Annotated in this window: 26 protein-coding genes, 1 other RNA gene and 1 riboswitch; of the genes, 14 read left to right on the top strand and 13 right to left on the bottom strand. The window is 62.2% G+C overall.

Annotated elements, in window-relative coordinates; translation table 11 throughout:
- The first annotated feature begins 15 nt into the window (after positions 1–15).
- From cobU to M0D67_RS34030, 4 genes are read left to right on the top strand one after another with little or no spacing between them, the layout of a single operon-like run.
- The gene (cobU, locus tag M0D67_RS34045; RefSeq protein ID WP_266241347.1) at positions 16–570 is read left to right on the top strand and encodes a bifunctional adenosylcobinamide kinase/adenosylcobinamide-phosphate guanylyltransferase; all 555 of its coding nucleotides are present in this window, start codon (positions 16–18) and stop codon (positions 568–570) included.
- On the top strand, positions 570–1,505 hold the full coding sequence (gene cbiB / locus M0D67_RS34040; protein ID WP_266241345.1) for an adenosylcobinamide-phosphate synthase CbiB: 936 nt from the start codon (positions 570–572) through the stop codon (positions 1,503–1,505). The genes cobU and cbiB overlap by 1 nt, the downstream gene beginning before the upstream one ends.
- Positions 1,498–2,535, top strand: coding sequence for a threonine-phosphate decarboxylase CobD (cobD, locus tag M0D67_RS34035; protein WP_266241343.1), 1,038 nt, complete (start codon positions 1,498–1,500; stop codon positions 2,533–2,535). The genes cbiB and cobD overlap by 8 nt, the downstream gene beginning before the upstream one ends.
- Entirely contained in the window at positions 2,532–3,443 is a 912-nt protein-coding gene (locus tag M0D67_RS34030; protein WP_171928858.1) for a cobalamin-binding protein, read from the top strand. Before cobD ends, M0D67_RS34030 begins: the two co-directional genes overlap by 4 nt.
- 36 nt (positions 3,444–3,479) lie before the next feature.
- Here the strand turns inward: M0D67_RS34030 and M0D67_RS34025 are convergent, their stop codons facing one another.
- The 7 genes from M0D67_RS34025 to M0D67_RS33995 form a co-directional block, all read right to left on the bottom strand.
- A complete protein-coding gene (locus M0D67_RS34025) occupies positions 3,480–4,895 on the bottom strand; it encodes a Fic family protein (RefSeq protein ID WP_266241340.1) in 1,416 nt (471 codons plus the stop codon).
- 210 nt (positions 4,896–5,105) lie between these two features.
- Positions 5,106–5,696 carry an alpha-ribazole phosphatase gene (gene cobC / locus M0D67_RS34020; RefSeq protein WP_266241338.1) on the bottom strand — a complete coding sequence of 197 codons (591 nt, stop codon included), beginning with the start codon at positions 5,694–5,696 and terminating at the stop codon, positions 5,106–5,108.
- Positions 5,681–6,457 (bottom strand): adenosylcobinamide-GDP ribazoletransferase, encoded by a 777-nt coding sequence (locus M0D67_RS34015; RefSeq protein WP_266241336.1) that lies wholly within the window; start codon positions 6,455–6,457, stop codon positions 5,681–5,683. Before M0D67_RS34015 ends, cobC begins: the two co-directional genes overlap by 16 nt.
- Before the next feature lie 63 nt (positions 6,458–6,520).
- Positions 6,521–7,582, bottom strand: a complete 1,062-nt coding sequence (gene cobT, locus M0D67_RS34010; protein WP_266241334.1) for a nicotinate-nucleotide--dimethylbenzimidazole phosphoribosyltransferase — start codon at positions 7,580–7,582, stop codon at positions 6,521–6,523.
- Positions 7,583–7,619: 37 nt separating this feature from the next.
- Entirely contained in the window at positions 7,620–8,459 is an 840-nt protein-coding gene (locus M0D67_RS34005) for an ABC transporter ATP-binding protein (protein ID WP_266241332.1), read from the bottom strand.
- A complete protein-coding gene (locus tag M0D67_RS34000; RefSeq protein ID WP_266241330.1) occupies positions 8,456–9,511 on the bottom strand; it encodes an iron ABC transporter permease in 1,056 nt (351 codons plus the stop codon). Before M0D67_RS34000 ends, M0D67_RS34005 begins: the two co-directional genes overlap by 4 nt.
- A 27-nt stretch (positions 9,512–9,538) precedes the next feature.
- Positions 9,539–11,434: a TonB-dependent receptor gene (locus tag M0D67_RS33995; protein WP_266241328.1), complete on the bottom strand. Its 1,896-nt coding sequence runs from the start codon at positions 11,432–11,434 to the stop codon at positions 9,539–9,541.
- Between the two features lie 90 nt (positions 11,435–11,524).
- Positions 11,525–11,782, bottom strand: a riboswitch (cobalamin riboswitch).
- 207 nt (positions 11,783–11,989) lie between these two features.
- Here M0D67_RS33995 and M0D67_RS33990 point away from each other — a divergent pair.
- The 5 genes from M0D67_RS33990 (at position 11,990) to M0D67_RS33970 (ending at position 14,407) form a co-directional block, all read left to right on the top strand.
- Complete coding sequence (locus M0D67_RS33990; RefSeq protein ID WP_054035121.1) at positions 11,990–12,346, top strand: hypothetical protein; 357 nt, start codon at positions 11,990–11,992, stop codon at positions 12,344–12,346.
- Positions 12,343–12,654 carry a cell division protein ZapA gene (locus M0D67_RS33985; RefSeq protein ID WP_054035122.1) on the top strand — a complete coding sequence of 104 codons (312 nt, stop codon included), beginning with the start codon at positions 12,343–12,345 and terminating at the stop codon, positions 12,652–12,654. Before M0D67_RS33990 ends, M0D67_RS33985 begins: the two co-directional genes overlap by 4 nt.
- 93 nt (positions 12,655–12,747) lie before the next feature.
- Positions 12,748–12,929: non-coding RNA, 6S RNA (gene ssrS / locus M0D67_RS33980), on the top strand.
- Positions 12,930–13,020: 91 nt separating this feature from the next.
- Complete coding sequence (locus M0D67_RS33975) at positions 13,021–13,479, top strand: EVE domain-containing protein (RefSeq protein WP_154562123.1); 459 nt, start codon at positions 13,021–13,023, stop codon at positions 13,477–13,479.
- Positions 13,480–13,675: 196 nt separating this feature from the next.
- Complete coding sequence (locus M0D67_RS33970) at positions 13,676–14,407, top strand: SIMPL domain-containing protein (protein WP_154562125.1); 732 nt, start codon at positions 13,676–13,678, stop codon at positions 14,405–14,407.
- A gap of 100 nt (positions 14,408–14,507) precedes the next feature.
- Here the strand turns inward: M0D67_RS33970 and lgt are convergent, their stop codons facing one another.
- Both lgt and M0D67_RS33960 read right to left on the bottom strand, forming a co-directional pair.
- Positions 14,508–15,413, bottom strand: coding sequence for a prolipoprotein diacylglyceryl transferase (gene lgt, locus M0D67_RS33965; RefSeq protein ID WP_171929421.1), 906 nt, complete (start codon positions 15,411–15,413; stop codon positions 14,508–14,510).
- 143 nt (positions 15,414–15,556) lie between these two features.
- On the bottom strand, positions 15,557–16,540 hold the full coding sequence (locus tag M0D67_RS33960) for a LysR family transcriptional regulator (protein ID WP_266241325.1): 984 nt from the start codon (positions 16,538–16,540) through the stop codon (positions 15,557–15,559).
- A gap of 225 nt (positions 16,541–16,765) precedes the next feature.
- Between M0D67_RS33960 and ilvD the strand changes: the two genes are divergently transcribed.
- Together ilvD and M0D67_RS33950 are read left to right on the top strand one after the other, a co-directional pair.
- On the top strand, positions 16,766–18,439 hold the full coding sequence (gene ilvD / locus M0D67_RS33955; RefSeq protein WP_266241323.1) for a dihydroxy-acid dehydratase: 1,674 nt from the start codon (positions 16,766–16,768) through the stop codon (positions 18,437–18,439).
- Positions 18,440–18,626: 187 nt separating this feature from the next.
- The gene (locus M0D67_RS33950) at positions 18,627–18,968 is read left to right on the top strand and encodes a c-type cytochrome (RefSeq protein ID WP_266241321.1); all 342 of its coding nucleotides are present in this window, start codon (positions 18,627–18,629) and stop codon (positions 18,966–18,968) included.
- An 83-nt stretch (positions 18,969–19,051) separates the two neighbouring features.
- On the opposite strand, the gene M0D67_RS33945 is transcribed toward M0D67_RS33950, so the two are convergent.
- From M0D67_RS33945 to M0D67_RS33935, 3 genes are all read right to left on the bottom strand, one after another.
- On the bottom strand, positions 19,052–19,726 hold the full coding sequence (locus tag M0D67_RS33945; protein WP_171929424.1) for a DUF2486 family protein: 675 nt from the start codon (positions 19,724–19,726) through the stop codon (positions 19,052–19,054).
- A 105-nt stretch (positions 19,727–19,831) separates the two neighbouring features.
- Entirely contained in the window at positions 19,832–20,248 is a 417-nt protein-coding gene (locus M0D67_RS33940) for a DNA polymerase III subunit chi (protein WP_134960722.1), read from the bottom strand.
- 52 nt (positions 20,249–20,300) lie between these two features.
- On the bottom strand, positions 20,301–21,842 hold the full coding sequence (locus tag M0D67_RS33935; protein WP_266241316.1) for a leucyl aminopeptidase: 1,542 nt from the start codon (positions 21,840–21,842) through the stop codon (positions 20,301–20,303).
- Between the two features lie 137 nt (positions 21,843–21,979).
- Here M0D67_RS33935 and lptF point away from each other — a divergent pair, with 137 nt between their 5' ends.
- From lptF to M0D67_RS33920, 3 genes are read left to right on the top strand one after another with little or no spacing between them, the layout of a single operon-like run.
- Complete coding sequence (gene lptF / locus M0D67_RS33930) at positions 21,980–23,077, top strand: LPS export ABC transporter permease LptF (protein WP_171929426.1); 1,098 nt, start codon at positions 21,980–21,982, stop codon at positions 23,075–23,077.
- Positions 23,078–23,080: 3 nt separating this feature from the next.
- On the top strand, positions 23,081–24,229 hold the full coding sequence (lptG, locus tag M0D67_RS33925; protein WP_171929427.1) for an LPS export ABC transporter permease LptG: 1,149 nt from the start codon (positions 23,081–23,083) through the stop codon (positions 24,227–24,229).
- Positions 24,230–24,240: 11 nt separating this feature from the next.
- Positions 24,241–24,621 carry a sirohydrochlorin chelatase gene (locus M0D67_RS33920; protein WP_171929428.1) on the top strand — a complete coding sequence of 127 codons (381 nt, stop codon included), beginning with the start codon at positions 24,241–24,243 and terminating at the stop codon, positions 24,619–24,621.
- Between the two features lie 575 nt (positions 24,622–25,196).
- Here the strand turns inward: M0D67_RS33920 and M0D67_RS33915 are convergent.
- Positions 25,197–25,649: a hypothetical protein gene (locus tag M0D67_RS33915; RefSeq protein WP_171929429.1), complete on the bottom strand. Its 453-nt coding sequence runs from the start codon at positions 25,647–25,649 to the stop codon at positions 25,197–25,199.
- Between the last annotated feature and the right edge of the window lie 571 nt (positions 25,650–26,220).

Below are 26,220 nucleotides of genomic sequence, written 5' to 3'. Positions count from 1 at the left end.
CGGTACAATCACGCGATGATTTCCCGCGACCTCACCTTCGTTCTCGGCGGCGCCCGTTCGGGCAAGAGCCTGCACGCCGAACAACTGGCGAACGACAGCGCCCTCCCCGTCACGTACATCGCCACCGCGCGCGTAGCCGACGACGCCGAATTCAGCGCGCGGATCGCGCATCATCGCGAGCGGCGTCCGGCGCATTGGGCTTTGCACGAGGCAGACGTGGATCTCGCCGGCGCCGTCACGCAAATCGACGCTCCCGGTCACTGCATTCTGATCGACTGCCTGACGCTATGGCTCGCCAACCTGCTGTGCCCACCGGACGGCGACGGCTTGCCGGTCGATCACTATCACACGCACTTTGCCGCTTTCGAAGCAGCGCTCATCAACGCCAGAGGCAAGATCATCGTGGTCAGCAATGAAATCGGTTTGGGCGTGGTGCCGCTCGGCGCGGAAACACGCCTCTATGTCGACGAACTCGGGCGGCTCAATCAGCGCATCGCCGCGTTGAGCACCCAGGTCACGATGATGGTCGCGGGCTTGCCCCTCTCCTTGAAGACAGCGGGAGGCGCGTGATGCTGTCGCTGCCTTTGATCGTGACGCTGGCAACGGCGGGTGTCGCCGTCGACCGTTGGCTCGGTGAGCCGCGCTCCGCGCATCCGCTGGTCGGCTTCGGCAAATGGGCGATGCGCCTCGAAACGCACTACAACACCGGCCGGCGCTTGCGTCTCAAGGGGCTGCTCGCCTGGTCGCTGACGGTGATGCCGCCGGTGCTGATCGCCTGGTGGCTCGTCTCGGTGCTGCCTTTTTTTGCGGCCTGCGCGGTGCATGTCGTGCTGCTGTGGTTCGCCCTTGGCGCGCGCAGCCTGCACGACCACATTGCGCCGATCGCCGAGGCACTGGCGCGGCGCGATCTGGCACAAGCGCGTCTGCTGACCTCGCGCATCGTGTCGCGCGAAACCACTCATGCCGACGAAGCGGCGCTGTCGCGCGCCGCCGTCGAATCGGCGCTCGAAAACGGCAATGACGCGATCTTCGGCGCGCTGTTCTGGTTCGCGATCGCGGGCGGTCCGGGCGCACTGGGGTTTCGTCTGGCCAACACGCTCGATGCCATGTGGGGCTACCGCACGCCGCGCTATTTGCGCTTCGGCTGGGCAGCCGCGCGCATCGACGACGTGCTCAACTGGATTCCCGCTCGCCTCACCGCAGCGAGCTACGCTTTGCTCGGTGACACGCGCACCGCGCTGCGTTGCTGGCGTGAACAGGCGCCGCGTTGGGACAGTCCGAATGCCGGGCCGGTCATGGCGTCGGGCGCGGGCAGTCTGAACGTATTGATCGGCGGGCCCGCGGTGTATCACGGCGCACTTGAACACCGCCCGACGCTCGGTTTCGGACACCCCGCGAAGGCCACTCATGTCACGGCGGCGTTGATGCTGGTCGAACGGACGGTCATTCTCTGGCTGGCAGTGCTGATCGTGCTGGCGTTGCTGAGTGTGCCCTTTCATGGTTGATCGAATAGCTGGCCACGGGGCCGATACCGGCACCGCGCTCGACGCCGTGGTTCACGGCGGCAATCTGCACGAAGCGGCCGAGCGTTACGGCATTCCGTACGCGCAATGGCTCGACCTGTCGACGGGTATCAATCCGCACGGCTATCCGGTGCCCCCAGTTCCCGCCGATGCCTGGCGCCGCCTGCCCGACGACGGTGACGGTTTTGCCGCCTGTGCCGCGCGTTACTACGGCGCGCCCGATGCAGCCCATGTGCTACCCGTCGCGGGAAGCCAGGCAGCGATTCGCGCACTGCCCTCGCTGTTGCCACGTGCTCGGGTCGGCATCGCACCGCTCACGTACAGCGAATATGCGCCCGCATTCGAGCGGGCGGGACATGAGGTCGTGCCACTCGATGTATCCTGGGACACTTTGCCCGACGCGCTCACTCATGTGGTGGTCGTGAATCCTAACAATCCCACCGCGGAGCATCTGAGCGCCAGCAAGCTGCTGCGCTGGCATGCGCAACTCACGGCACGCGGCGGCACGCTGTTGGTCGACGAGGCTTTCGCGGATACGATGCCTTCGGCGTCGCTCACGGCAAGCACCCATCGCGATGGGTTGATCGTGTTGCGTTCACCGGGGAAATTCTTCGGGCTCGCCGGCGTGCGCGCAGGCTTCGTACTCAGTGCGCCGGTTTTGCTCGATGCATTGCATCGTTCGCTCGGGGCATGGACGGTTAGCGGCCCGGCTCGTCATGCCGTCAAAGCCGCGTTTGCCGACGTGACGTGGCAGCAGCAGATGCGTACGCTGCTCGAGGGCGAAAACGCCCGTCTGGTAGGTCTGCTGCACGCACACGGTTTCGCCACACACAGCACGCCCCTCTTTGCATGGACCGACGATGCACGCGCCGCTGCACTGCATAAGGCGTTGGCGCGACGCGGCGTGTGGACACGGCTCTTCACGGCAACGGGCAGTGTGCGTTTCGGGCTGCCTGCCAGCGACGCGGAATGGGCACGCTTTGAAGAGAGTCTGCGCGAGGCTGTTCGTTGATTCGACTCTCACGCCTCGCCGCCGCCGCGGCACTTTGTGTGAGCACGCTGCACGCGTATGCCGCGATCACCGTCACCGACGACACCGGCGCAACCGTCACGCTGCCCGCTCCCGCACAGCGCGTCATCAGTCTCGCGCCGCATGTTACCGAACTGCTGTACGCCGCGGGCGGCGGCGCGAAACTGGTCGGCGCCGTGTCCTACAGCGACTACCCGCTTGAAGCGAAGCAATTGCCGCGTGTCGGCGACAACAAGGCGCTCGACCTCGAACGGATCGTCGCGTTGAAGCCCGATCTGATCGTCGTGTGGCGGCATGGCAATGCCCAGCGCCAACTCGATCGTCTTCGTGAGATGCATGTGCCGCTGTTCTTCAGCGAGCCGCATCATCTCGACGATGTTGCCGTGTCGCTGACGAAGCTCGGGCAATTGCTCGGTACCTCGCCGACTGCCGACGCCGCGGCGGCGGCATACCGTCAGGACATCGCACGACTGCGCACGCAGTATGCGGGCCGCCCGCCTGTCAGCGTGTTCTATCAGGTGTGGGATCAACCGTTGATGACGCTCAACGGCGAACATATGGTCAGCGACGTGATTACGCTATGCGGCGGCCGCAATGTATTTGCGAAACTCGAGCCGCTGGTGCCGACCGTCTCGACCGAAGCGGTGCTCGCAGCGAATCCGGAAGCGATCGTCACCGCCGCCCCCGGCGCGACCAAACCGGACACCGCCTTGCCGCAACTCGACACATGGCGCGCTTGGCCGAGCCTCAAAGCGGTGGCGAACAACAATCTGTTCGCCATCGACGGCGATCTGATCAACCGCCCGGCGCCGCGTATCGCGCAAGGGGCGAAGCAAATGTGCGAAGACCTGGAGGTAGCGCGCTCGCGGAGGAAGAATGGTGCGCAGTGATGCCGCTGCGAAAGTCGTGAAGCAGGCAGTGCCGCGTTAGCGCGAGACGGCGTCTGCCCGCTTGAACGGCCAGCGTTCGAATTCGGAAAGCCGCAGCCGATAGCGCGCGACATTGCCCAGATAGAGTTGATCGAGATCGGACTGGATCGCATCGACGAACGAAGATAGTTCCGCCGCATCCACCTGATTCTGTGTGAGCGTTTCAATCTCGCCACGCGTACCGGCAAGGCCACCGCGAATCACCTCCTGCACCACCTGTATCAATGCATTGCGATACTTGAGGCGAAACGCGTCCGGCTCGCCGATCGATTGTCGAATCGCCAGATAACGCTGACACGAGCGCTCGTATGCCCAGATGAAAACGTCGCGCAACAACTCGACACGATTGGCCTCGTACACCCCAAGCGTACCGTCGACGTAGGCCTTTTCGGGAACGTCGATGAACGACAGCGGACACAGATTCTGCCGGATCAGCGGGATATTCGCGGTCAGACGCGAGACCCGTTTGTTGACGTCTTCGAACGGCTGCAGATAGGGCAGGTGCACCATGCTGAAGAAAGCCTGCTCGAAGGGATCGTCGATCTGGGCGGCCTTGTTCAACACCGCCTCGAAGCATTCCGCGATTTGCTGCGGCACCGCGAGCGGAAAAAATACGGTGCCGCTGATCTCCACTTCGCGCGCGCGCAAACGGCCACTGGCGAACGGGTCAGACATCAGGTTGTCGGAGAGAATCGCGTGCAGGTTCAGTACGGTGAATCGATTGAAGCCCACTTCGTCCGCGCTCTCGACGATCATTTCGATCGCGGCCTTGTGATTCAGGATCATCTGCGTTTCCTGAGCGTCTTTGCCTTCCGCAATGTGCCCTTGCTCGATCAGCCGCACGGTGTCGAGCCGCGTGTAAGTATTGCCCTCGAGCCGCGACGACGCCCACGACAAATCGATCAGAAGCCGGCTCATGATGTCGCGTGCGTAGGTGCCGGCCGGCCGCACATCCGCCGACGTACGGCCCCATTCATGCAGGCGTTCACGCTGTGCTTGCGATAGATACGCGTCCTGATTCGGACGATAGCGTTCGAGAAACGCACGGTTATAGCCGACCGGCCGGCGCTCGTGCAACGGCCTGTTCACTTCCGCGCGCACCTCGAGGCCCGCACTCGATACGGGCACGTAGGCCTCGCCGGAAGTGCTTGCGCCAGCGATAACCTGTGTGGGGAAAACAGCCTCGCCAGGAGCCGCAGTCTGCTTGTAGGACACTGCCCGGCCGGCACCTTCCGAGACGATCCGGCCTGCTTCGAGCAACACGTCGAGACGACGTTGCAGCGTGCGGCGTTGCATGGGATGGCGGCGCGCAGCAAGTGCCGCTGCAAGCGCACGAACGCCTCGCCCCTCGGCGCTTGCAGCGATGAGCTGCTCGATCAGATCCAATTCCTGCTTGATGCCACTGCTGTTCATGCGCGCCACCCTTTTGCCAATGTGTCGCAATAAATCCTAATCGCGACACTTTTTCATGACATTGTGGCACAAATCGCGCGAATCGCGACACTTTTTACGTCTTAAAGTGTCACGATTTCTGTTTTCGCGACAAATTTCCCGAAAAAAAAGTGTCACGGATAAGGCTGAGCTGACGCGATTCGGGGGGCTGCAGGGACCAAGCCCCTTCCCTCACACATTCCACCTCACCAATGACCACTGCTGCGTCTCATCATCCCGGCGTAGCCAGACAATCCCCGCCATCTCCAACGACCAGCGCAGACAGCTTTCCACCGGCACCTCCAACACCAGCGAAGCGATCACCCGCATGACGCCGGCATGCGTGACCACGTACGCGGGCGACAACTCGCGTGTCTGCGCAAACGCGTCGAACCACGCCCGCACCCGCGCGACGAATTGCGCGACGCTCTCGCCGCCATGCGCACGCGCGTGCTCGAAGTTAGCCGCCCAGGCGTCGAGCAGCTCGCGATCGATTGCGTCCCAACGCTGCTCCTCCCAATCGCCGAAATTCATTTCCTTCAGACGATCGTCGTGACTGAGCGCGCAACCGAAATCGTTCGCCATGACCGCGGCCAGTGTCGCGCAACGCGTCAACGGGCTCGACATCAACACACGCGGCGGCGGTATCTGCAAGGCCGCCAGTTTCAACGCAAGCGCACTCGCCGATACCTCGACATCTTCGGCGAGCGCCACGTCGCTGTGGCCGTAGCACACCCCTGAATCGAGCGCGACGGCAGGATGACGGATCAGGACGATATCCATGCGAGCCCCACGAGGTAGATGCTCAGTTCAAAGATCTGTTGCGCGAAGCCGAGGCAGTCGCCGGTGTAGCCACCGATGCGTCTGACGAAATAGCGGCCCAATGCAAAGCGCAGCGCCATCAGTACGGCGAGCGTCACGCCGGCGAAGCGCCAATTCGGCGAATCCAGCAAGTTCGGCCAGAGCAACAACGGCAGACCGAACACCGCTGCGCAGAGCAACGCGGGGCCGCTCAAGCGTTGCGCAACCGGTTTGGCTTTGCCTTCGGCGCGCACGTAGTCGAGTGTGGCCAGATAGCTGATGGCGAACACACGGCTCGCGGCATGCGCTGCAATCATCAGACTTGCGGCGCGCATCGGCGGCAACGCGGTGAGCGTTTGCCACTTCAGTGCTAGCGCGATCACGAGCGCGATGGCGCCGAAAGCACCGATGCGCGAATCATGCATGATGCGCAACGCGTCCTCGCGCGTATAGGCGCCACCGAACGCATCGACGCAATCGGCAAGTCCGTCCTCGTGAAATGCGCCGGTGACGAGAAGCGACACCGCCATCGACAGGAGCACCGCCACGCCCGCTGGAAAGACATGCAACGCCGCGAGATAAACCAGCGCGCTCAATCCGCCGACCAATAGACCGACGAGCGGGAAATAACGCGCCGCCGCATTCAGATAGTGCGGCTCATAGCCGACCCAGCGCGGCACCGGCACGCGCGTGAAATAGCCGAGTGCCGTGAAGAAATAGCGGAGTTCAGCGAGCGGATTCATGAGTGAGCCGGACGCACGCTTCTGAATGACTGCGCGTCGTACAACAGCGCTTCGTATAACGGATTACACATCGCGATTTGCGACACCGGCCGATTCGAAGCTGGCCATTTCGTTCACGAACGCCACTGCCGCGCGCAGCAGCGGCACCGCGAGTACCGCGCCGGTGCCTTCGCCGAGACGCATATCGAGCGAAAGCAATGGCAGCGCGCCGAAATGATCGAGCATGCGCCGATGCCCCGCCTCGTTCGATGCATGCGCGAACACACAATACTCGCGGACGTTCGGTGCGAACGCATCGACCACCAGCAACGCAGAGGTCGCGATGAATCCGTCGACAAGGATCGTCATACGCGCTTGCGCGGCAGCGAGATATGCGCCCGTCATCATGGCGATTTCGAAGCCGCCGAAGGTGGCGAGCACCTTGAGCGGATCATTGGAAACGGCGTGATGCGCGAGCGCGGAGGCGAGTACGTTGCGCTTTTTTGCGAGCCCCGCGTTGTCGAGCCCCGTGCCACGTCCGACGCATTCGTCGATCGGCACGCCGCACAAGCGGCTCATCAGACACGCGGCCGACGACGTATTCGCAATGCCCATTTCGCCGAAGCCGATCACATTGGTGCCGAGCGCCGCGTGATGCCGCACACGAGCCGCGCCCGCTTGCATCGCGGCAAGTGCCTGTTCGTGCGTCATGGCGGGTTCGTGCGCGAAGTTGCGCGTGCCGGCCGCAACCGGAATGTCGATGAGCCCCTCCGTCGACGGCAGCGGCGTCGCAATGCCTGAGTTGACCACTTCGAGCTCGACGCCGGAGACGCGGCTCAAGGCATTGATCGCCGCGCCGCCCGTGAGAAAGTTAGCGACCATTTGCGCGGTCACCGCTTGCGGATACGGACTCACGCCTTCCTGCGCAATACCGTGGTCACCGGCGAACACGATCATCGCCGGACGTTCGACCGTGGGGTGTGTCGTACGCTGGATCAGCCCCATCTGGCGCGCGAGCGTTTCCAGCCGCCCAAGACTGCCGGGCGGCTTGGTCTTGGTATCGATGATGTGTTGCAGTTCGGCACGCAGCGTTTGATCGAGCGGTTCGACTTCGGTCAATTCCGGCAAACCTGGCAAAGAAGTCATAGACGTTTCTAAAAGAGAGAGTGTTTTTATAAAGCGCTTAGCCTGCCGGCGTGTCATGCGCCGCAGGCGATTCGTGACGCGAGCGCGGCGCGGGAATCAGCGCCTCATGCTCGCCGTCGCGAATCAGAATCAACGGATAGCCGAACGCGCGGCTCGTCAGCGTGGGCGTCAGCACGTCGTGCACCGGTCCGGCATACGCGCCGCCGTTGCCGTCGAGCAGCAGCGCATGTGTTGCGAAGCGGCGCGCCAGGTTCAGGTCGTGGCACGAAAACATCACTGTACGCCGAGGTTCGCGCGTCCAGGCGGTCAGCGCTTCGAGACAGTCGATCTGATGGTGCAGATCCAGATGCGAGAGCGGTTCGTCGAGCAGCAATAACGGCGCTTCCTGGCACAACACTCCTGCGAGAGCAACGCGTTGACGTTCGCCACCCGAAAGCGACAGCACGTCGCGCGCGGCGAATGCGGCGAGTCCCAAAACGTTCAGCGCGGCATGCGCGGCAGCACGATCGGCCTCACCCTCCCAACCCCAGCCGGTCAGATGCGGAAAACGGTTCAGCATCACGATGTCGAGCACACTCGCGCTAAAGGCGTCCGCAGCGCTTTGCGGCATCAGCGCGCGACGCTGCGCGAGCGGCAATGGCTGCCAGTCGGCGAGACGCACGCCGTCGAGTTCGACATGACCCGCCGACGGCTGCGCCAGACCGGCGAGCGTGGATAGCAAGGTCGTCTTGCCCGCGCCGTTGGGGCCCGCGACGCACCAGATCTCGCCTGCGTAGAATGTATGCGTGAACGCGTCGAGCAAGGTGCGCATGCCCGCACGCAAGGTCAGGCGTTGCGCGCTAAGCGCCGAATGCGGGGCGTTGTGTGCGTTCATCATCGGCGCCTGCGCAACAGCATCCACAGGAACACGGGCACGCCGACGATCGACGTGATCACGCCGACCGGCAATTGCGCCGGTGCGATCACAGTACGCGCAATCAGGTCCGCGCCCATCACCGCGACACCACCACCGAGCGCCGCTGCTGGCAGCAGCATGCGCTGATCGTTGCCGAAAGCGAGCCGCAGCATATGCGGCACGACGAGCCCGACAAAACCGATCGTGCCGGCCGTGGTCACAGCCGCGGCGGCCGCCAGCGACGCCACCAGATACACGCGCAAGCGCAGCGGCATCACAGCAACGCCGAGCGCCTGCGCGGCGGCGTCGCCCCGCAGCAGCACATTCAGACGCGGTGCTGCGGGCACGATCGCCACCAGCACGATGACGAGCGCGGCGAGCGCCGTCCATGGCATCGCGCCGCCGTTCAGATCGCCGGTCAGCCAGAACAGCATGCCGCGCAACCGATTGTCCGGCGCAAGGTTGAGCAACAGGGTGATGACGGCGCCCCAGCCGGCCGCGATCACCGCGCCGGTCAGCAGCAAACGCGGCGACGTATCCTGCGGCTCGCCTCGCCACAACTCACGGCGTGCGAGGCCAAGCACCAGCAGGATCGACACGAAGGCGCCGGCGAACGCGCTGGCATCGACGATCCACCACGCACAACCGGCGATCATCGCGACCAGCGCGAATGTCGCCGCGCCGCCGGAGACGCCTAATACGTAGGGTTCGGCCAACGGGTTGCGCAACAGCACTTGCAGCAGCGCACCGGCCAGCGCAAGCAACGCGCCGCACGCGAAGCCGGCCAGCGCGCGCGGCAAACGCAGCGTGCGCACGATCTCACCGGCAAGATCGCCGGACTCGACATGCGACGCGTGCGACGGCAGCAACGCCGCCAACACGCGCGCTGGCGCGAGCGACACGCTGCCCAACGCGAGCGACGCCATCAGCACAACCAGCGCGACTGCCGCGAGCACGAGCCAGATCGCGGCCGCGCGCTTCGCGCTCATCACGCGCAACGTGGTCGTGGACATCGGGCTCGAGCTACGGTTCATCGGCGCGTTCTCATGCAAATACGTTCGTCACTGCTGCTGCCAACCGACCGTGACATACGCACCGCGCCGCGGCGAGTTATACGAGTAGGCCGTTTCATAGTCCTTGTTCAACAGGTTCTGGATCTGCGCGGCGACATACCACGCCTTCGTGATGTTATAGCGCGCCGACAGATTCACCCCGCCATAGCCGCCCAGCGTGCCGCTGCTATCTTCACGGGCGCCGCTGACGATCCACTCGCCGCCGACACGCCACCCGGCAATGCTGCGATTCACCGCCAGCGACGCGAAGCGCCTTGCACGCCGCACCAGATCGGTATCGCTATCGAGGTCGACGGGATTCTGCAGCGTTACCGACGCGCGCACATCCGTCTTGCCCACATGGCCGCTCCACGATCCTTCGAGCCCCTGCACCTTCGCACGGCCGACGTTCTCGGCCAGATAGATGCCGGGCGTAACCTGCTCGTAGTCGATCAGATTCGAATAACGCGTCTGGAACGCGCTCAGACGCATCACACCAAGCGCGTTCGACGCGTACTGCAACGCTGCTTCGATCGAATGGCTGCGCTCCGGTTGAATCGACGGATTGCCGCTGAGCGGATAGTACAGATCGTCGAAGCTCGGCGCGCGGAATGAATCCGAATAGCTTGCAGTCGCCTTCCAATGCTCGGTGATGTCGAAACCGTAGCCGAGATAGTAACTGTTCGCCCCGCCGAAATCGGAATACTGATCGCGCCGCACGTTGGCCTGAATCTGATTGCGCCCAAAGCGCCCCGTGTAGCCGACAAAGCCCGAATCCACATGCCGGTCGGGAGCGGCGAACGTATCCGAGTCGAGGCTCTGGTCCAGATGCTCATAGCCGACCTGCAGTTTCTGCTGCGCGGCGAGCGCGAAATCGTTTTGCCACGTGTACTGGCGATTGTCGGTATCGAAGCGGCCGTTGTAGATGCCGTTGGTATTCGCCACGCTGCGGTCGTCGCCTTCGGAAACGATGAAGTGCGTGGTCCACCAGTCGGTCAGTTTGCCGTTCGCGAACACCGACACCTGGCGCACTTTGCTGTAGAGGTTGTTCAGATCGGTCGGCACACCGTACGCGTTGTCGTAGCTGTTATTGCCGTTCGACTGGAAATAGGTGACGCCCGCGTCCCACTTGTCGCTGAACTTGTGACGCAGCGAAGCCGAGATGCTTTCGTTCAGATAGCCGTTCGCGTTCGGATTCGCGTTGGGTGCCTGTGACGGATTGAGCGACGAAAAACCGTCGTCTTTCGAGCGCGCGAGCGAAATGCTGAAGGTGGTGTTGCCGTCTTTATCCAGCGCGCCGTTCACACCGGCTTGCTGCGTCTGCGTGTGATAGCTGCCATAGCCCACCGAAAAATTGAAACGCGGCGGATGGTCGCCGCCGTCTTTGGTGAACACCTGCACCACGCCGCCAATTGCGCCGGAGCCGTAAAGCGCGGACACGTTGCCATTCACCACTTCGACGTGATCGATCTGGTCGAGCGGAATCTGCGCGAGTTGCGGCGCGCCCAGGCTCACGGAGTCGACCCGTACGCCGTCGATCAGCAAAAGCGATTGCGTCGACGACGCGCCGCGCAGAAACAGACTCGTCGTGGAGCCCGGGCCACCGGTGCGCGAAATTTGCGCGCCGGGCGCGAGTTGCAGCAGACCGGGCAAATCGGTCGCGGTCGTATCGGCGATGTCCTGCTGATCGAACAGCGTGGTCTGTGGGATCGCATCGGCGAGCGGTTGCGGCCCGCGCTCCGCGGTCACGACAACGGGCGACAACACCGCGGGTGACGAACCGGTCGCCCCCGTATCGGCAGAAGAAGAAGACGGCGACGAAGAAGCAGCAGCAGCTTGCGCATGCACGACGAGCGGCAGGCTCGCAAAGGCGAGCAACGCCGCGCGAGCGATGGGGGACAGCATGGGATGACATTCCTGTGGATAGCGTGCGCGGCCCGCTTCCCCGCGGGCCGATGCGTAACGAGGCGCCCGCGTTGTTTTACGTTTGCGCGGGAACGAACCTCTCCCTCTGGCCGGTATTCGGGCTGGCGACACATCGATCCCGCCTTCCCACGCGTGACGCGCAGTGGCACACTCGCGTGTTCAGCTTCAAACACGCGATCAGGATCGACCTGCATGACGAATGCGGTCGCTTACCGTTGCGGGGGCAGCGCAGGTTAGCGCGTTCAGACGAGGCGCGCGCCCTGCTTCCCGTTTAACTGCGCACACTGTGGAAAAGCGTGCGCGAGCACCAAAGTGCGGCCAGTTTAGGAGCGGCCTTCAGGTCCGTCAAGAATGGTTAATCCGTGCGCAAACTGTTCTGTTAAGTGCAGGTTATTGTCCGATGCATGAGTTGTTTTTCATCATATGGTCGATAAAAGCCGGCACAAAGCGATGTTGTTACGTCTCGAAACGAGACAATTGTCGGAACCTGCGACATTCCGCGCTAAAATGCGATGTCTTTAGAGGACGCAGCAGATGCTCACCGAACTCGAAACACTTTCACAGAATATCGGCAAGCTGATTACGATCAGCCAACGCCACAATGAAGCGCGGCTCGCGCTCGAAGATCAGCTCGCCCAAACGCGTGCCGAAGCAGAGGCCACACGCACGGAACTCGCGCTGATGCGCGAGGAGCGCGATGCGCTGCAGGCGGAACGCGACGCGCTGTCGGCAAAGATCGACGACGCACAGGTGCGCCTCAATGCGATCCTCGAAAAACTGCCGCGGGCCCGCGCGCACAGCGAGCCTGATAATCAGCTCGATCTGCTCGAGGCCGCGCCGCATGAGGAAGAAGCGGAGAGCGACGTCACCCGCCATGGAGAAAATGCATGACCACCAAGCAGATCGAAGTATCGATTCTCGGCGTGCCCTATCGTCTCGCCTGCTCGCCGGAAACTGAAGGCGCGCTGCTTGAAGCGGTTGCACGCGTCGACGCCGAGATGTCGAAGATCCGCAATAGCAGCAACGTGCGCGGCACGGATCGCATTGCCGTCATGGCCGCGCTGTCGCTGGCATCGGAACTGCTTAAGCTGCAAAGCAGCGTGCGGCACGGAGAAGCATTTCCCGCTGAAGAAATCCGGCGTACAATGCACCAGATGAACGAGCAACTGGGTACTGTGATTCAGCAGTACAGCATGTAAAAGTATCTTGTAGCCGGTCCTGAGATCGGCTGCGGATTCAAACGAGGTGCATGAGCAAAGATTCATGCAAACGTTTTGAATTCAATCGGTTTGACTTCCCTGCCTGGTTCGCCAAGGTCATATATTCCTTGAACCAATGCCATGTGCACGGTTGTGGAAATTTGTAGCACGGGTGTGCGCGTCACTCTGTCTGATGTACCCGAAGTGCTGCTAACTGCGACCAATTCTGAACCCCCGGTTCAGGATGCCGGCCTAGCGGCTAAGGCGGGGACCTATTCAAACGGCATCGGACTTCGGTTCGGTGCCGTTTTTCTTTGGGCCTCGATTTTTCTTGCTGTATCAAACCTTTAACGTTCAATTCGATTCATGCGCTACTGGCTAATGAAGTCCGAACCGGACGAAGCAAGCATCGACCATCTTGCCCAGGCACCGCACCATACGTTGCCGTGGACTGGCGTGCGCAACTATCAGGCGCGCAACTTCATGCGCGACACGATGCAGGTCGGCGACGGTGTGCTGTTCTATCACTCGAGTTGTCCGGAGCCAGGCATTGCGGGGCTCGCGGAGGTATCGTCCACCGCGTATCCGGACCCCACTCAATTCGATAAGAAGAGCCCCTACTACGACCCGAAGTCGTCGCAGGAAACGCCGCGCTGGCTACTCGTCGATGTGGTGTTCAAGAAGAAGATCCCGTTGATTCCGCTTGCCGCGCTGCGCGAGCATGAGGAATTGAAGGACATGCGTGTGCTCGTCAAAGGCAACCGCCTGTCGATCACGCCGGTGACCGAAGCTGAATGGCGCTTCATCACCAAACGTCTTGTTTAACGTTGCATACGCACATGTGATCCGTTGCGGCTTGTTTCACGCGCAAGTCTGTGCGCGGATGAAAGCAAACGTTGAGCAAACGTCAAATTAGGGAACCAAGCTCAGGTTACAAGCGCCTAACGGACTCGCAAACGTTGTGCCATCGCATGGAGTTCGCTCCAATCGTGCACAACCTGTTCAAGCAAGGAGTCCAAAAATGACGAAAAACACCGCACGTGCACTCGCTCTCGCTCTCGTATGCGCCGCCCCTGCCGCGTTCGCACTGACGCCGGCCATGGCCCGCGCGCAAGGCGTGACGCAGTATCAGCCCGCCGGCGTGCTGTCGCTGAATGCACAGGCAAGCGCTGAGGTGCCGCAAGACGTCGTCGATATCACGCTGTTCTACGAGCAGGAAGCGAGCGATCCGTCCGCGCTCACCTCCACGCTGAACCAACGCGCCGACGCAGCGCTGCAAAAAGCCAAGGGCGTGAACGGCGTAACAGCTCGCACCGGCTCCTTCTCTATCTACCCGTCCACCGATCGTGACGGCCGCATTTCCGCATGGCGCGGCCGTACTGAAGTTGTGCTCGAGTCGCACGACTTCGCCGCGGCGTCGAAACTCGCAGGCCAGATGGCATCGATCATGCAGGTCGGCAACGTGCAGTTCTCGCTGTCGCCTGAAGCGCAGCGTGCAGCGGAGCAGAAGCTCACCGGTGAAGCCATCAAGTCGTTCCGCGAGCAAGCCGCTTCTTCGGCGCAGGCGTTCGGCTACAACGGCTATTCGATTCGTGAAGTCAACGTCGGCCACAACGGCGTCATGCCCCGTCCGATGATGATGATGAGCGCACGTGCAATGGGTGCCGATGCTAAGGCATCCGCGCCGGTGCCGATCGAAGGCGGCACGTCGACGGTAACAGTCAATGTGTCGGGCTCGGTGCAGATGAAGTAGCGCGTTTTACGCCAGAAGTACCGCTGCAATGAAAAAAAGCCACGGCATGCCGTGGCTTTTTTCCATTGGCTACTCAGCTCACTACGATAAAACGTAGCGCTCAATTCGCACCGACCGTCTGCGCCGGTTCACGCCGCGCACGGCGATAGGACCACACCAGTATCCCGATGCCCACGAGGATCATTGGCAGCGAGAGCCATTGGCCCATTGAGAGACCCATTGCCAGAAGCCCAAGGAAGTCATCCGGCTCACGCGCGAATTCCACCGTGAAACGCGCAAGGCCGTAGCCGATCAGGAACACCGCGGAAATCGCGCCCATCGGTTTCGGTTTGCGTGAGAAGAAGAACAGCACGAAGAACAGCGCCACGCCTTCCAGCGCGATCTCATACAACTCCGACGGATGACGCGGCAGCATGTGATATTGCGCGAACACGTCGTTCAGATGCCATTGCGCGGCCAGTTGCGGATGCGCGGTGAGCCACGCGGCATCATCGGGCGCGGCGCCTGGAAACAGCATCGCCCAGGGCGCTGACGGATCGGTCACGCGGCCCCACAACTCACCGTTGATAAAGTTGCCGAGGCGCCCTGCCGCGAGCCCGGTCGGCACCATTGGCGCGACGAAATCGGTGACCTGCAACCACGAGCGCTTGCGCTGATAGGCGAACAGCACCATCGCCAGCGTCACGCCGAGGAAGCCACCGTGAAACGACATGCCGCCTTCCCACACCTTGAAGATGTCGAGCGGATGCGCGAAGTAAAAGCTCGCCTTATAGAACAGCACGTAGCCGAGCCGGCCGCCGAGAATCGTACCGAGCACGCCGTAAAACAGCATGTCGTCGATATCCTTAGCGGTCCAGCCTTGCGCGGCGACGTACGGCAAACGCAGCCGCAAGCGGCCGACGACGATCGCCGCGATGAACGCAACGAGGTACATCAGTCCATACCAGCGCACAGCAAGCGGCCCCAGATGAATGGCAACGGGGTCGAAATTCGGGTGAATGAGCATCGTGTTGTTATGGGCAGTTCAGGTTCAGAAGCGGATTTCTAGTCGAGTTTCAAGTAGCAGCCGGCGGTGGGCGCATCATGCGGCGCATGCGTTGGACGGTTTCGCTTGCAATGCGTTCGCGGCAGCGGCTCACCTAAGCTCGCCTAAACACGAGGCGCCGCGAACTGCGCCTCCATGGTGGCCGCGTGCGCTCGGACGATCTCGATGAAGCCGGCCAACACCGGACTCACCTCCGCCGTGCGCCAGACCAGCCCCGTCTCGATCGCCGGCACCGATTCGGAGAGCGGCCGGTACACGACACCCGTGCGGCGCAGATTACGCAACGATTGCGGCACCAGTGCGACGCCCATCCCGGCCGACACAAGGCTCACGATCGTCTGCATCTGGATCGCCTCCTGGCCGACCCGGGGTGCCAGGCCCGCCACGCCGTAGCAATCCATAATGATGTCATAAAAGCCTGGCGCCAGACGTCTTGGGAAGATCACGAGCGGCTCGTCGGCGACGTCACGCAGGCTGATGGGCGTTTCCAGCCACTCCGCGTGCGAGTCAGCCTTGGAGCCGGCGGCGCGGCCCACGCGCTGCGCCATATCCGTCGACATCGCGATCACCAGCGGCTCGCGAGCGATCGGCAGCCACGAGAGCTGGGTGGCATGGCGCGACGGCAGCGGCGCGATCACGAGGCCTGCGTCGATGCGCCCGGCCACCAGTTCGTCGATCTGCACGTCGCTGGTGGCTTCGGTCAGTTCGAGGCGCACCCGTGGATGGCGCGCGCCGAAATCGCGCAGCAGCAACGGCAGCAGGCCGTAATCGGCCGTCGAGACGAAGGCCAGCGACAGCGCCCCGGCCTCGCCTCGTGCGAGGCTCTGCGCCAGCGGCCGCAGCCCCTCGGCGCTCGCCAGCAGGCGCTGCACTTCGGGCAACAGGTCAGCGCCCACCGGAGTCAGCTCCACCGAGCGCTTGGTGCGCGCGAACAACTCGACGCCGAGTGTTTCCTCCAGCGCCCGAATCGCCTGCGACAACGGCGGCTGCGTCATGGAAAGACGCACGGCCGCCCGCCCGAAGTGCTTTTCTTCAGCGACTGTCACGAAATAGCGCAACTGGCGCAGGTCAGGAATCGTAGGCAACATGATTAATACATTTTACGACCTAATCGAGCCTGAATAATATATTGGACACGCGCATCGCAAAACTGCACCCTTGCGCAACGCGTCGGAACTAAACTGAACTGACCTGAACCGCCGTATCGGCCGACGCCGCCGGCAACGCATTGGCAGCGTCAGCGCAGCCTCTGCGGCAGCACCTGAGCCCCGCACACGCAGCACTGATCAAAACAAAACAGATTGGAGTCCCCCATGGCATACAACCGTCGTTCGAAGAACATCACGCAAGGCGTGGCGCGCTCACCGAACCGCTCGATGTACTACGCGCTTGGCTATCAGAAAGAAGATTTCGACAAGCCGATGATCGGCATCGCCAACGGCCACTCGACCATCACGCCGTGTAACGCCGGCCTGCAGCGTCTGGCCGACGCGGCCGTCGCCGCGGTCAAGGGCGCCGACGCGAATCCGCAGATCTTCGGTACGCCGACGATCTCGGACGGCATGTCGATGGGCACCGAAGGCATGAAGTACTCGCTGGTGTCGCGCGAAGTCATCTCCGACTGTATCGAGACGTGCGTGCAGGGCCAGTGGATGGACGGCGTGGTCGTGATCGGCGGCTGCGACAAGAACATGCCGGGTGGCATGATCGGCATGTTGCGGGCCAACGTGCCGAGCATCTACGTGTACGGCGGCACGATCCGTCCGGGTAACTGGAAGGGCACCGACCTGACCATCGTGTCGTCGTTCGAAGCAGTGGGCGAATTCACGGCAGGCCGAATGTCGCAGGAAGATTTTGAAGGGGTCGAAAAGAACGCGTGCCCGTCCACGGGTTCGTGCGGCGGCATGTACACCGCCAACACGATGAGCTCGTCGTTCGAAGCGATGGGCATGTCGCTGCTGTATTCGTCGACAATGGCCAATCCGGACCAGGAAAAGGTCGACTCGGCGGCCGAATCGGCACGGGTGCTGGTCGAAGCGGTCAAGAAGGATCTGAAGCCGCGCGACATCGTCACGAAGAAGTCGATCGAAAACGCCGTTGCCGTCATCATGGCCACGGGCGGCTCGACCAACGCCGTGCTGCACTTCCTCGCCATCGCTCATGCGGCTGAAGTGGAATGGACCATCGAAGACTTCGAGCGCATGCGCAAGAAGGTGCCGGTGATCTGCAACCTGAAGCCGTCGGGCCAGTTCGTGGCGACCGACCTGCACAAGGCCGGCGGCATTCCGCAAGTCATGAAGATCCTGCTCGACGCAGGCCTGTTGCACGGCGATTGCATCACGATCACCGGCAAGACGATCGCCGAAGAACTGAAGGACGTGCCGAGCAAGCCGCGCGCCGATCAGCAGGTGATTTTCCCGATCGAGCAAGCGCTGTACAAGGAAGGCCATCTGGCGATCCTGAAGGGCAACCTGGCCGTCGACGGCGCGGTCGCCAAGATCACCGGCCTGAAGAACCCGGTCATCACCGGCCCGGCCCGCGTGTTCGACGACGAGCAAAGCGCGCTGGAAGCCATTCTGGCCGACAAGATCGTCGCCGGCGACGTGGTCGTGCTGCGCTACCTCGGCCCGAAGGGCGGCCCCGGCATGCCGGAAATGCTCGCGCCTACGTCAGCGATCATCGGCAAGGGACTCGGCGAAAGCGTCGGCCTGATCACCGACGGCCGCTTCTCGGGCGGCACGTGGGGCATGGTGGTCGGTCACGTCGCGCCGGAAGCGTTCGTGGGCGGCACGATCGCGTTTGTGCAGGAAGGCGACTCGATCACGATCGACGCGCACAAGCTGCTCCTGCAACTGAACATCGACGACGCCGAACTGGAACGCCGCCGCGCTGCATGGCAGCAACCGAAGCCGCGTTACACGCGTGGCGTGCTGGCGAAGTACTCCGCGTTGGCGCTGCCGGCCAACAAGGGCGCGGTGACGGGCTAAGCGGGCATTAAGCACACGCTGCGCTGATCCGCCTCGGCTCCCCGGGGCGGACCCGTAGCACCGTTCAAGACCACATCAGCTGCGTCAGTTACGAAAAAGCGCAAAGGGGCGCACGGGAAACCGTGCGCCCCTTTCCTTTTATAATGCATGCACCACGGGTCGGGCACCTGCACCGACGGAGACCAGAATGAAATCAATGTCGTATGCAGCGCTCGCGGCGGCCAGCGTGCTGAGCGCTATGTTAGGCGCCGGCAGTCTGGCGGCGCACGCGGAAGTGCCCGCCGCCCTCGCGCTTGCCCAGCAGCAGAACTGCATGAGCTGCCACTCGGTGACACGTCCATTCATGGGACCGGCGCTGCATGACGTCGCCTCGAAATATGCCGGCCGCGAAGATGCCGCCACCTATCTGAAGCACAAGATTCTGGATGGCAGCACGGGCGTGTGGGGCGCGGTGCCGATGCCCGCGAATACGCAACTCACGCCCGATCAGGCGGCTACGCTGGCGAGCTGGGTGATGACGCTCAAATAACGGCGCTTAAACGAAAACTCAAATGAACCCCGCTTGATGAAAGCGGTGAGCGCGCCCGGATAACGGCACGCCCCCAGCCACGATCAAGCGCTGCCCGAGCGCCGCGCGATCTCCTGATCGACCGCTTCCCTGACCCAGCCGGTCAATTCCGTCTCCAGCGCCAGCGCCACTTCGCGCGTGATTTGGTTGACGAGCCAGGATGTGTGATCCTGCAACGCATCGCGGCAACGTGCCTCGATAATGCCGCGCCCCTCGCCCGTCAGAAAACCCGCGAACCGTCCACGCAGACGTTCGGCGATGACATCGGCATCGAGATTCGGTTGCGGCTGCGCTTCGTGAGCGATATCCGGCGGCACGATCGTACCCGCCTCGATCGGCGCATGCGGTTCAGCCCGGTCGAAGACGCCCGCAGACGCAAAGGCCGGCTCATGTCCGTGTCGGTGATCGGCAGCATGGTGTGCTCTCGAACGCTTTTTCGGGTGGGCGTGCTCGGCCGGATGCGCTTGCTCCGACACATGCGCGGGCTCCGGCACGAGCGTCGGCTCCTTCGGCGCCTGCAGGGTTTCTGGCGCAAGCACCGGCTCAGGCTCGTGCCTGGGTTCCGGCGTAAGGACCGGCTCTTGCGCAGTCGCGGGATCGGCCGCCGGCTGGGTAGCCGGCGCCGCTGCGCCACCCTCCGCCTGGCGCGCCTGGGCAGGATGGCCCGGCACGAGAATCTCGTTCAGAACCGGGATCGAACTATCGTTAGGATCGGACACGCGCGCTCTCCGTGTTTGAGTCCAAGCTGAGGCAGGCCGCGCGCGCGTCGAATCCATCCGACAAAACACCACGCGACGCGGGCCAAATAGGACTTGGCTCGGTGCCTAGCTGCCTTGCTTGTAGTTGTTCAAAGCATAGCCGCGATCGCGATAGAAACGATAGCGTTCGCGGCCCGCCGCGAGTTCGTCGTGTGCGTTACCGACCACTTCCAGCAATCTCTCGAAACGGGCGAATTGCGCCGGCACCGTGGCGCCGAGATTGAGCAGCACCTGATGATGTGGCACATCATCGAGGTTCGACGCCAGCACGATTGGTGTTTGCGCGGCGAGCGGCGTGCCCGCCATGCAGTGCGGCACGAAATCGAGGGGCGAGAAGGTCCACAACTGCTCGTCGAAAGCCCGCAGGCGCTCGGGCTCGGCCAGCACGATGGTCGGCTGGCCCGCCTGATACGCCTTGCGGATCAGGCGGCACGCATACAGCAGCGAATCGCCGACGTTCGAGTGAAAATCGATTCTCGTCATCGGCAGCTCCGCTTTGCGTCTACAGCGACGCCTGTAACCTTACTGCAATGCGTCATTGTGCAGCGCGACCGTCCGCGGCCCGACCGTCAGCGGCCCGGTCGATCAGGAACTGCGCGAGCAAGGGCACCGGGCGGCCGGTGGCGCCCTTCGCCGCGCCGCTCTTCCACGCGGTGCCGGCGATGTCCAGATGGGCCCACGGATACGCTTCAGCGAAGCGCGACAGGAAGCACGCCGCCGTCACGCTGCCCGCCGGACGGCCGCCGATGTTGGCCAGGTCCGCGAAATTCGACTTGAGCTGATCCTGATACTCGTCGTCGAGCGGCATGCGCCATGCCGGATCGGAGGCTTCACGCGAGGCATCGAGCAGTTCGCCCGCCAGCGCGTCGTCTTTCGAGAACAGACCGCTGTTGTGATGACCCAGCGCGATGATGCAAGCGCCCGTCAGCGTGGCGATGTCGATCACCGCCGCCGGCTTGAAACGCTCGGCATAGGTCAGCGCGTCGCACAGGATGAGCCGGCCTTCGGCGTCCGTGTTCAGCACTTCGATCGTGAGGCCCTTCATACTGGTGACGATGTCGCCCGGCTTGGTGGCGGTGGCCGACGGCATGTTCTCGACAGCCGGGATAATGCCGACCACGTTGATTTTCAGGCCCATTTCGGCGACGGCGCGCAACGTGCCCAGCACCGAACCGGCGCCGCACATGTCGTACTTCATCTCGTCCATGCCTTCGCCCGGCTTCAGCGAAATACCGCCGGTATCGAACGTGACGCCCTTGCCGACCAGCACCACCGGCGCGGCTTTCGCGGCGCCGCCGTGGTACTGCAGCACGATGAGCTGAGCCGGTTCGACCGAGCCGGCCGTGACCGACAGGAACGAGCCCATCTTCAGCGCTTCGCACTGCTTTTCGCCGAGCACTTCGACTTTCAGCTTCCAGTCTTTGGCGAGCTTCTTCGCGGTGTTGGCAAGATAGGTCGGCGTGCAGACGTTGCTCGGCAGGTTGCCGAGGTCGCGCGTCAGATCCATGCCGTTGGCAAGCGCGGCGCCCTGCTTGGCTGCGAGCTTGGCGGCCTTTTCATCGCCGGTGTTGACGCTGAACACGATGCGCTTCAAGGCGCGCGGCGCGTTGTCCGGCTTGCTCTTCATCTGCGTGAAGCGGTAGCTCAACTCGCGCAGCGCGAGGATCGCGGCGCGCACGCCCCAATCGGCCGAGCGCTCGAGGATCGGCAGTTGGGCGAGCGTGAAGGTGACCTGGACGATCTTGGTGCCGAGCAGTGCGCGCCAGGCGGCCCGCACGGCTTCGCCGTAGGCTTTCTGACTGAAAGCATCCTGCTTGCCGAGGCCGACCAGCAATACGCGCGAAGCGCCGATGCCTGAGACTTCGTGCAGGAACAGCGTGGTGCCGGCCTTGCCGTCCATGTCGCCGGCCTTGATGACGCGGGTCAGGAGGCCCTTGGTGGCCACGTCGATCTCCAGCGCAGCGCCCGAGAGCGTTTGCGACTCGAACACGCCGATTACGATGCAATCGGATTTCCCGGTCAGGAAACCGTTTGACGAGCCTTTGGTCCAATCACAGGCTTTTATGCTAAAGTCCATCGCGCTTGTCCTCGGATAAAATCTGGGCTTAGGATGAAAGCCGCAATTATCCGCTATTTTTCCCGCGGCGGCTGCACCGGAGGCGTGACGGGAACCAATCCGTGCGTCACTGAGAGCGCCCCACCTCATCATCAATAATGATCTTCGAACGCTCCCTCCAGCGCGAACTCGCGTATACGGCTGGTGCCGTGTTCATGGTTCTCCTCACGCTCGTGCTGACGACGATGATGATCCGCATCGTCGGCCTCGCGGCCTCGGGCGAGATCGACCCGCGCGACGTGCTGGTCCTGATCGGCCTGACTGTGATCGGCTACCTGGCGATCATGCTCGTCGCGACCCTGTTCGTGTCGATCCTGTTCGTCCTGACACGTTGGTACAAAGACTCCGAGATGGTTGTGTGGCTGTCCTCCGGTGTCAGCCTGACGCAATTCATCAAGCCGATCGCCATTTTTTCCACGCCGATCATCATTCTCATCATGTTCTTCGTGTTCGTCGGCTGGCCGTGGTCGAACCAGCAGAACAAGCTGCTGCGCGCGCGTTTCCAGCAGCGCGACGAAGTCTCGCTGCTCGCGCCGGGTCAATTCCGCGAGTCGGCCACCAACCACCGCGTGTTCTTCATCGAGAAGATGTCGCCCGACCAGGCGCGTGTCGAGAACGTGTTCGTGACCAGTACGGAGAACGGCAAGGTCAACGTGGTCGTGTCGAAAACCGGCCACACCGAAACTCATAAGAACGGCGACCGCTTTGTCGTGCTGGAAAACGGCCGCCGCTATGACGGCGAACCGGGCCACCCCGATTTCCGCATCATGGAATTCGAACGCTACGGCCTGAAGATCCAGAGCCAGCCGGTCGTCAATACGCCAACTACCACCAGCTTGCCCACGCTCACGCTCCTGCGTAACCCCACCGACGACAATCTCGCCGAATTCGCCTGGCGCGCGGGGCTGCCGCTGATCGCGATCAACCTGATGCTGCTGGCGATTCCGCTTGCGCACCAGAACCCGCGGCGCAGCCGCACGATCAATCTGGTGATGGCCGTCCTGATCTATCTGACGTATTCCAATCTGTTGAACGTCGTGCAGGCATGGATCGAGCAAGGTCGGATGTCGTTCGCGGTTGGACTGGTGGGCCTGCACGTTATTGTGGCGGTGATCGTCGCGTTCATCTTCTGGCTGCGCGTGCGCAACCGGCCGCTATTTACGCGGGCGATGTTCAGCCGTTCGCAGGGGGCCTGACCGATGCGCATCTATGAAAGGTACTTCGCGCGTCAGATCTATCTCACGTTCATCTTTATTCTGTTCGCGTTTTCGGGTCTGTTCTTCTTCTTCGACCTGATCAACGAACTGAATTCCGTCGGCCACGGCAACTACAAGTTCCAGTACGCGGTGCTGCGCGTCGCGCTGCAAACGCCGTCGCGCTTCTACGAAATCATCCCGGTTGCGGCGTTGATCAGCGCGATCTACGTGTTCGCGCAGATGGCAGCGAATTCCGAGTACACGATTTTTCGCGTGTCCGGCCTCGCCACCAATCAGGCGCTGCGCTCGCTCATGAAAATCGGCATTCCGCTCGTGTTCCTGACTTACCTGATCGGCGAAGTGGTCGGTCCGTACACGGATCAGTTGTCGGAACGCGTGCGGCTCGAGGCATTGGGGTCGTCGGTATCGAGCAACTTCGAGTCGGGTGTGTGGGTGAAGGACACGCTGACGGCGCGCGCGGACGGCGAGCAGGTGACGCGCTTCGTCAACGTCGGCGAATTGAAGCCGGACGCGACGATCAGCAACGTGCGAATTTACGAATTCGATTCGAAGTTCCGTCTCTCGAACGTGCGGATTGCGAAGAGTGGCACATATCAGCCGCCGGGTCATTGGCAACTGACTGGCGTGACGGACACACAATTGATCGACGTCCCCCCACCTCCGGGCACGCCGGCCGATGCGTTGAATCCGGTGTACCGTGCAAAGCAGGTGGAGTTGCCGGAGTATTCGCTGCGCTCGGAACTGACGCCACAGATCTTGTCGGTGCTGCTGGTGTCGCCGGACCGGATGTCGATGTTCAATCTGTTCCGCTACATCCAGCATTTGACCGAGAATCATCAGGACACGCAGCGGTATGACATTGCGCTGTGGCGCAAGCTGCTGTATCCGTTTGCGGTGTTCGTGATGCTGGTGTTGTCGTTGCCGTTTGCGTATCTGCATACGCGTGCCGGTGTGGTTGGCGTGAAGGTTTTCGGCGGGATTATGCTGGGGATGAGCTTCCAGTTGTTCAATACGCTGTTCTCGCATATCGGCACGTTGAACACGTGGCCTGCGCCGTTGACTGCGGCTACGCCTGGGCTTGTTTATCTCGTGCTCGGGCTGGTTGGGTTGAAATGGGTTGATCGCCATTAGGGGCCTTTGTCATGGCTACGCATGGACTTGTTTTGTTTGCGCATGGCGCGCGGGATGTGCGGTGGCGGGAGCCGTTTGAGAGGCTCGCTGAGAAGGTTCGCGCTGCGCGCGGCTCTGATGCTGAGGCTGGGCCGGTTTTGTTGGCTTTTCTTGAGTTGATGGAGCCGGATTTGCCTACCGCTGTGGGGTCTCTTGTCTCCGACGGGTGTTCTGTTGTGACTGTTGTGCCTGTGTTTTTTGGGCAAGGTGGGCATGTTCGCAGGGATCTGCCGGAGGTGATCGAGCGGTGTCGGGGGTTGTATCCTGCTGTCGAGATTAAGTGCGCTACGGCGGTTGGCGAGGATGAGGGTGTGTTGGACGCTGTTGCTGGGTATTGCCTTCGGCAGGGTTGATTTTGTTTGCCTGCTCGGTGCTTTTGTCTGTTTGCCTGGGGCGTTGGCCTTTCCTTGATTTGCTAGTGGTCTATTAGCGTTGCCCCTGTGCGGGGCGGCACCTACTTTTCTTTGCCGGCTGCAAAGAAAAGTAGGCAAAAGAAAGCAGCTCAAACCGCTACTGCTAAGTGGGCACCGTGGTCTGCTGCGGATAGTGGTGCATCTGGAATCCGTGTTCTCGCACATTCCGCGTTAGTGACAAAGGACTCATCAGCTCCCACTCCGCACTGCGTGCGTCGCGGACGGGTCTGCATGGGAAACCGCCGGCTTCGGTTGAGGTCCGTGGGGGCCGTCGGCTTCGCCTCGGCGACACGCCTCTGTACTCCCCAAGAACCCCCACCTCAATGATATGTCGGTGTGCTGAATCACCGTCCCGGCCGCGGGTACGGTTGCGGTTGTCGTTCCAATCGCGATGATGATGGCGAGACAGATGCGATGACGTGCCACAACCTGTTGGCGTGGCATGGGTGTCCAGTTACAACATAAAAAGGCGCTAGCGCCTTTTTATGTTTGTGGCCTAGTACCGCGGGTTTTTGTCAGTGTGCTGTTGCAATAGGGCGCGTGATCGTTTTAAAGCGTCCCTGCCTGTTGCGCATGGTTCCCATTGCGCGCATGCCTCTGCAGTTCTCCGGCGCCCTCTGCGTGGCCTTCGCCAGAAGGTTCGCTGCGCGACGCGCGGTAATGCAGCTTTGGGGTACTCCCTTCGCATCAAGCGCGATGATCTGGTACAACTCGCGATCAATCTCGACTTCTCGCCGATAATCCTCGCCAGTGTCGATCAGTACTTCCAGCAATTTTCGCTGACGATGCCTCTCTTCCCGCGTCACCGCCGGACTCCTGAATATCGAGGCCGCAAGCGTGACCAACTTGTCCAGTTGGCTTAGTTGCCTGTCAACAAGTCCGAAAGCAGACAGGGCAAGTTTTTCGTACTGAAGTGCGTCAACGGGTGGGCGCGATGTGGTTCGTGAATTCTTGGCGGATTTACTCATGGCGCGATCTCCCTGAACTTACCTGGGTCGCCCAACACACAATTTGCGCTGTGGTGAGCGGGCTCAGTGATACGGTTGGCAGACTGGCACCACAGCAAACCAGCAGACCCGAAGATCTCCCTATCACGGCCCGCCCATAGCAAGAAGACGCGCTGAAACAGACGCACGACCTGCCGGGGCAGGAGTACGTGCGTGGTGTGCAGGCTGCCAAGCCTGGCCATCGCTGACTCGACGGCGAATTGAGTTTAAAACGTATCGTTTCGCGAGTGATCGCCTGCCTGGGCTAAAGAGCGCGCGAAGCCACCATTTCCGAAATTTCCCAAGCGCGCCCTCGAACACAGGACTACAGCACCGAAGAAACTTCAGCAAAGAAACGGAGTATTGATAGATAACCGACCGCGACGGGGCAAACGCTTCCGGCGAGCACGAAGTGTGAGACGGGAAGTATGACGCCCTTGTCACTGACGTCGAATGCGGGAGAACACAGATTCCAGATGCACCACTACCCGTAGCAGGCTACGGTGCCCACTTAGCATTAGCGGTTTGAGCCGCTTTCTTTGCTTATCTTTCT

The organism is Paraburkholderia sp. SECH4, from assembly GCF_030511745.1.
GTDB classification, from domain to species: domain Bacteria; phylum Pseudomonadota; class Gammaproteobacteria; order Burkholderiales; family Burkholderiaceae; genus Paraburkholderia; species Paraburkholderia madseniana.
The sequence above is the reverse complement of the archived record's forward strand: the minus strand, read 5'-3'. Positions and strand labels throughout refer to the sequence as shown.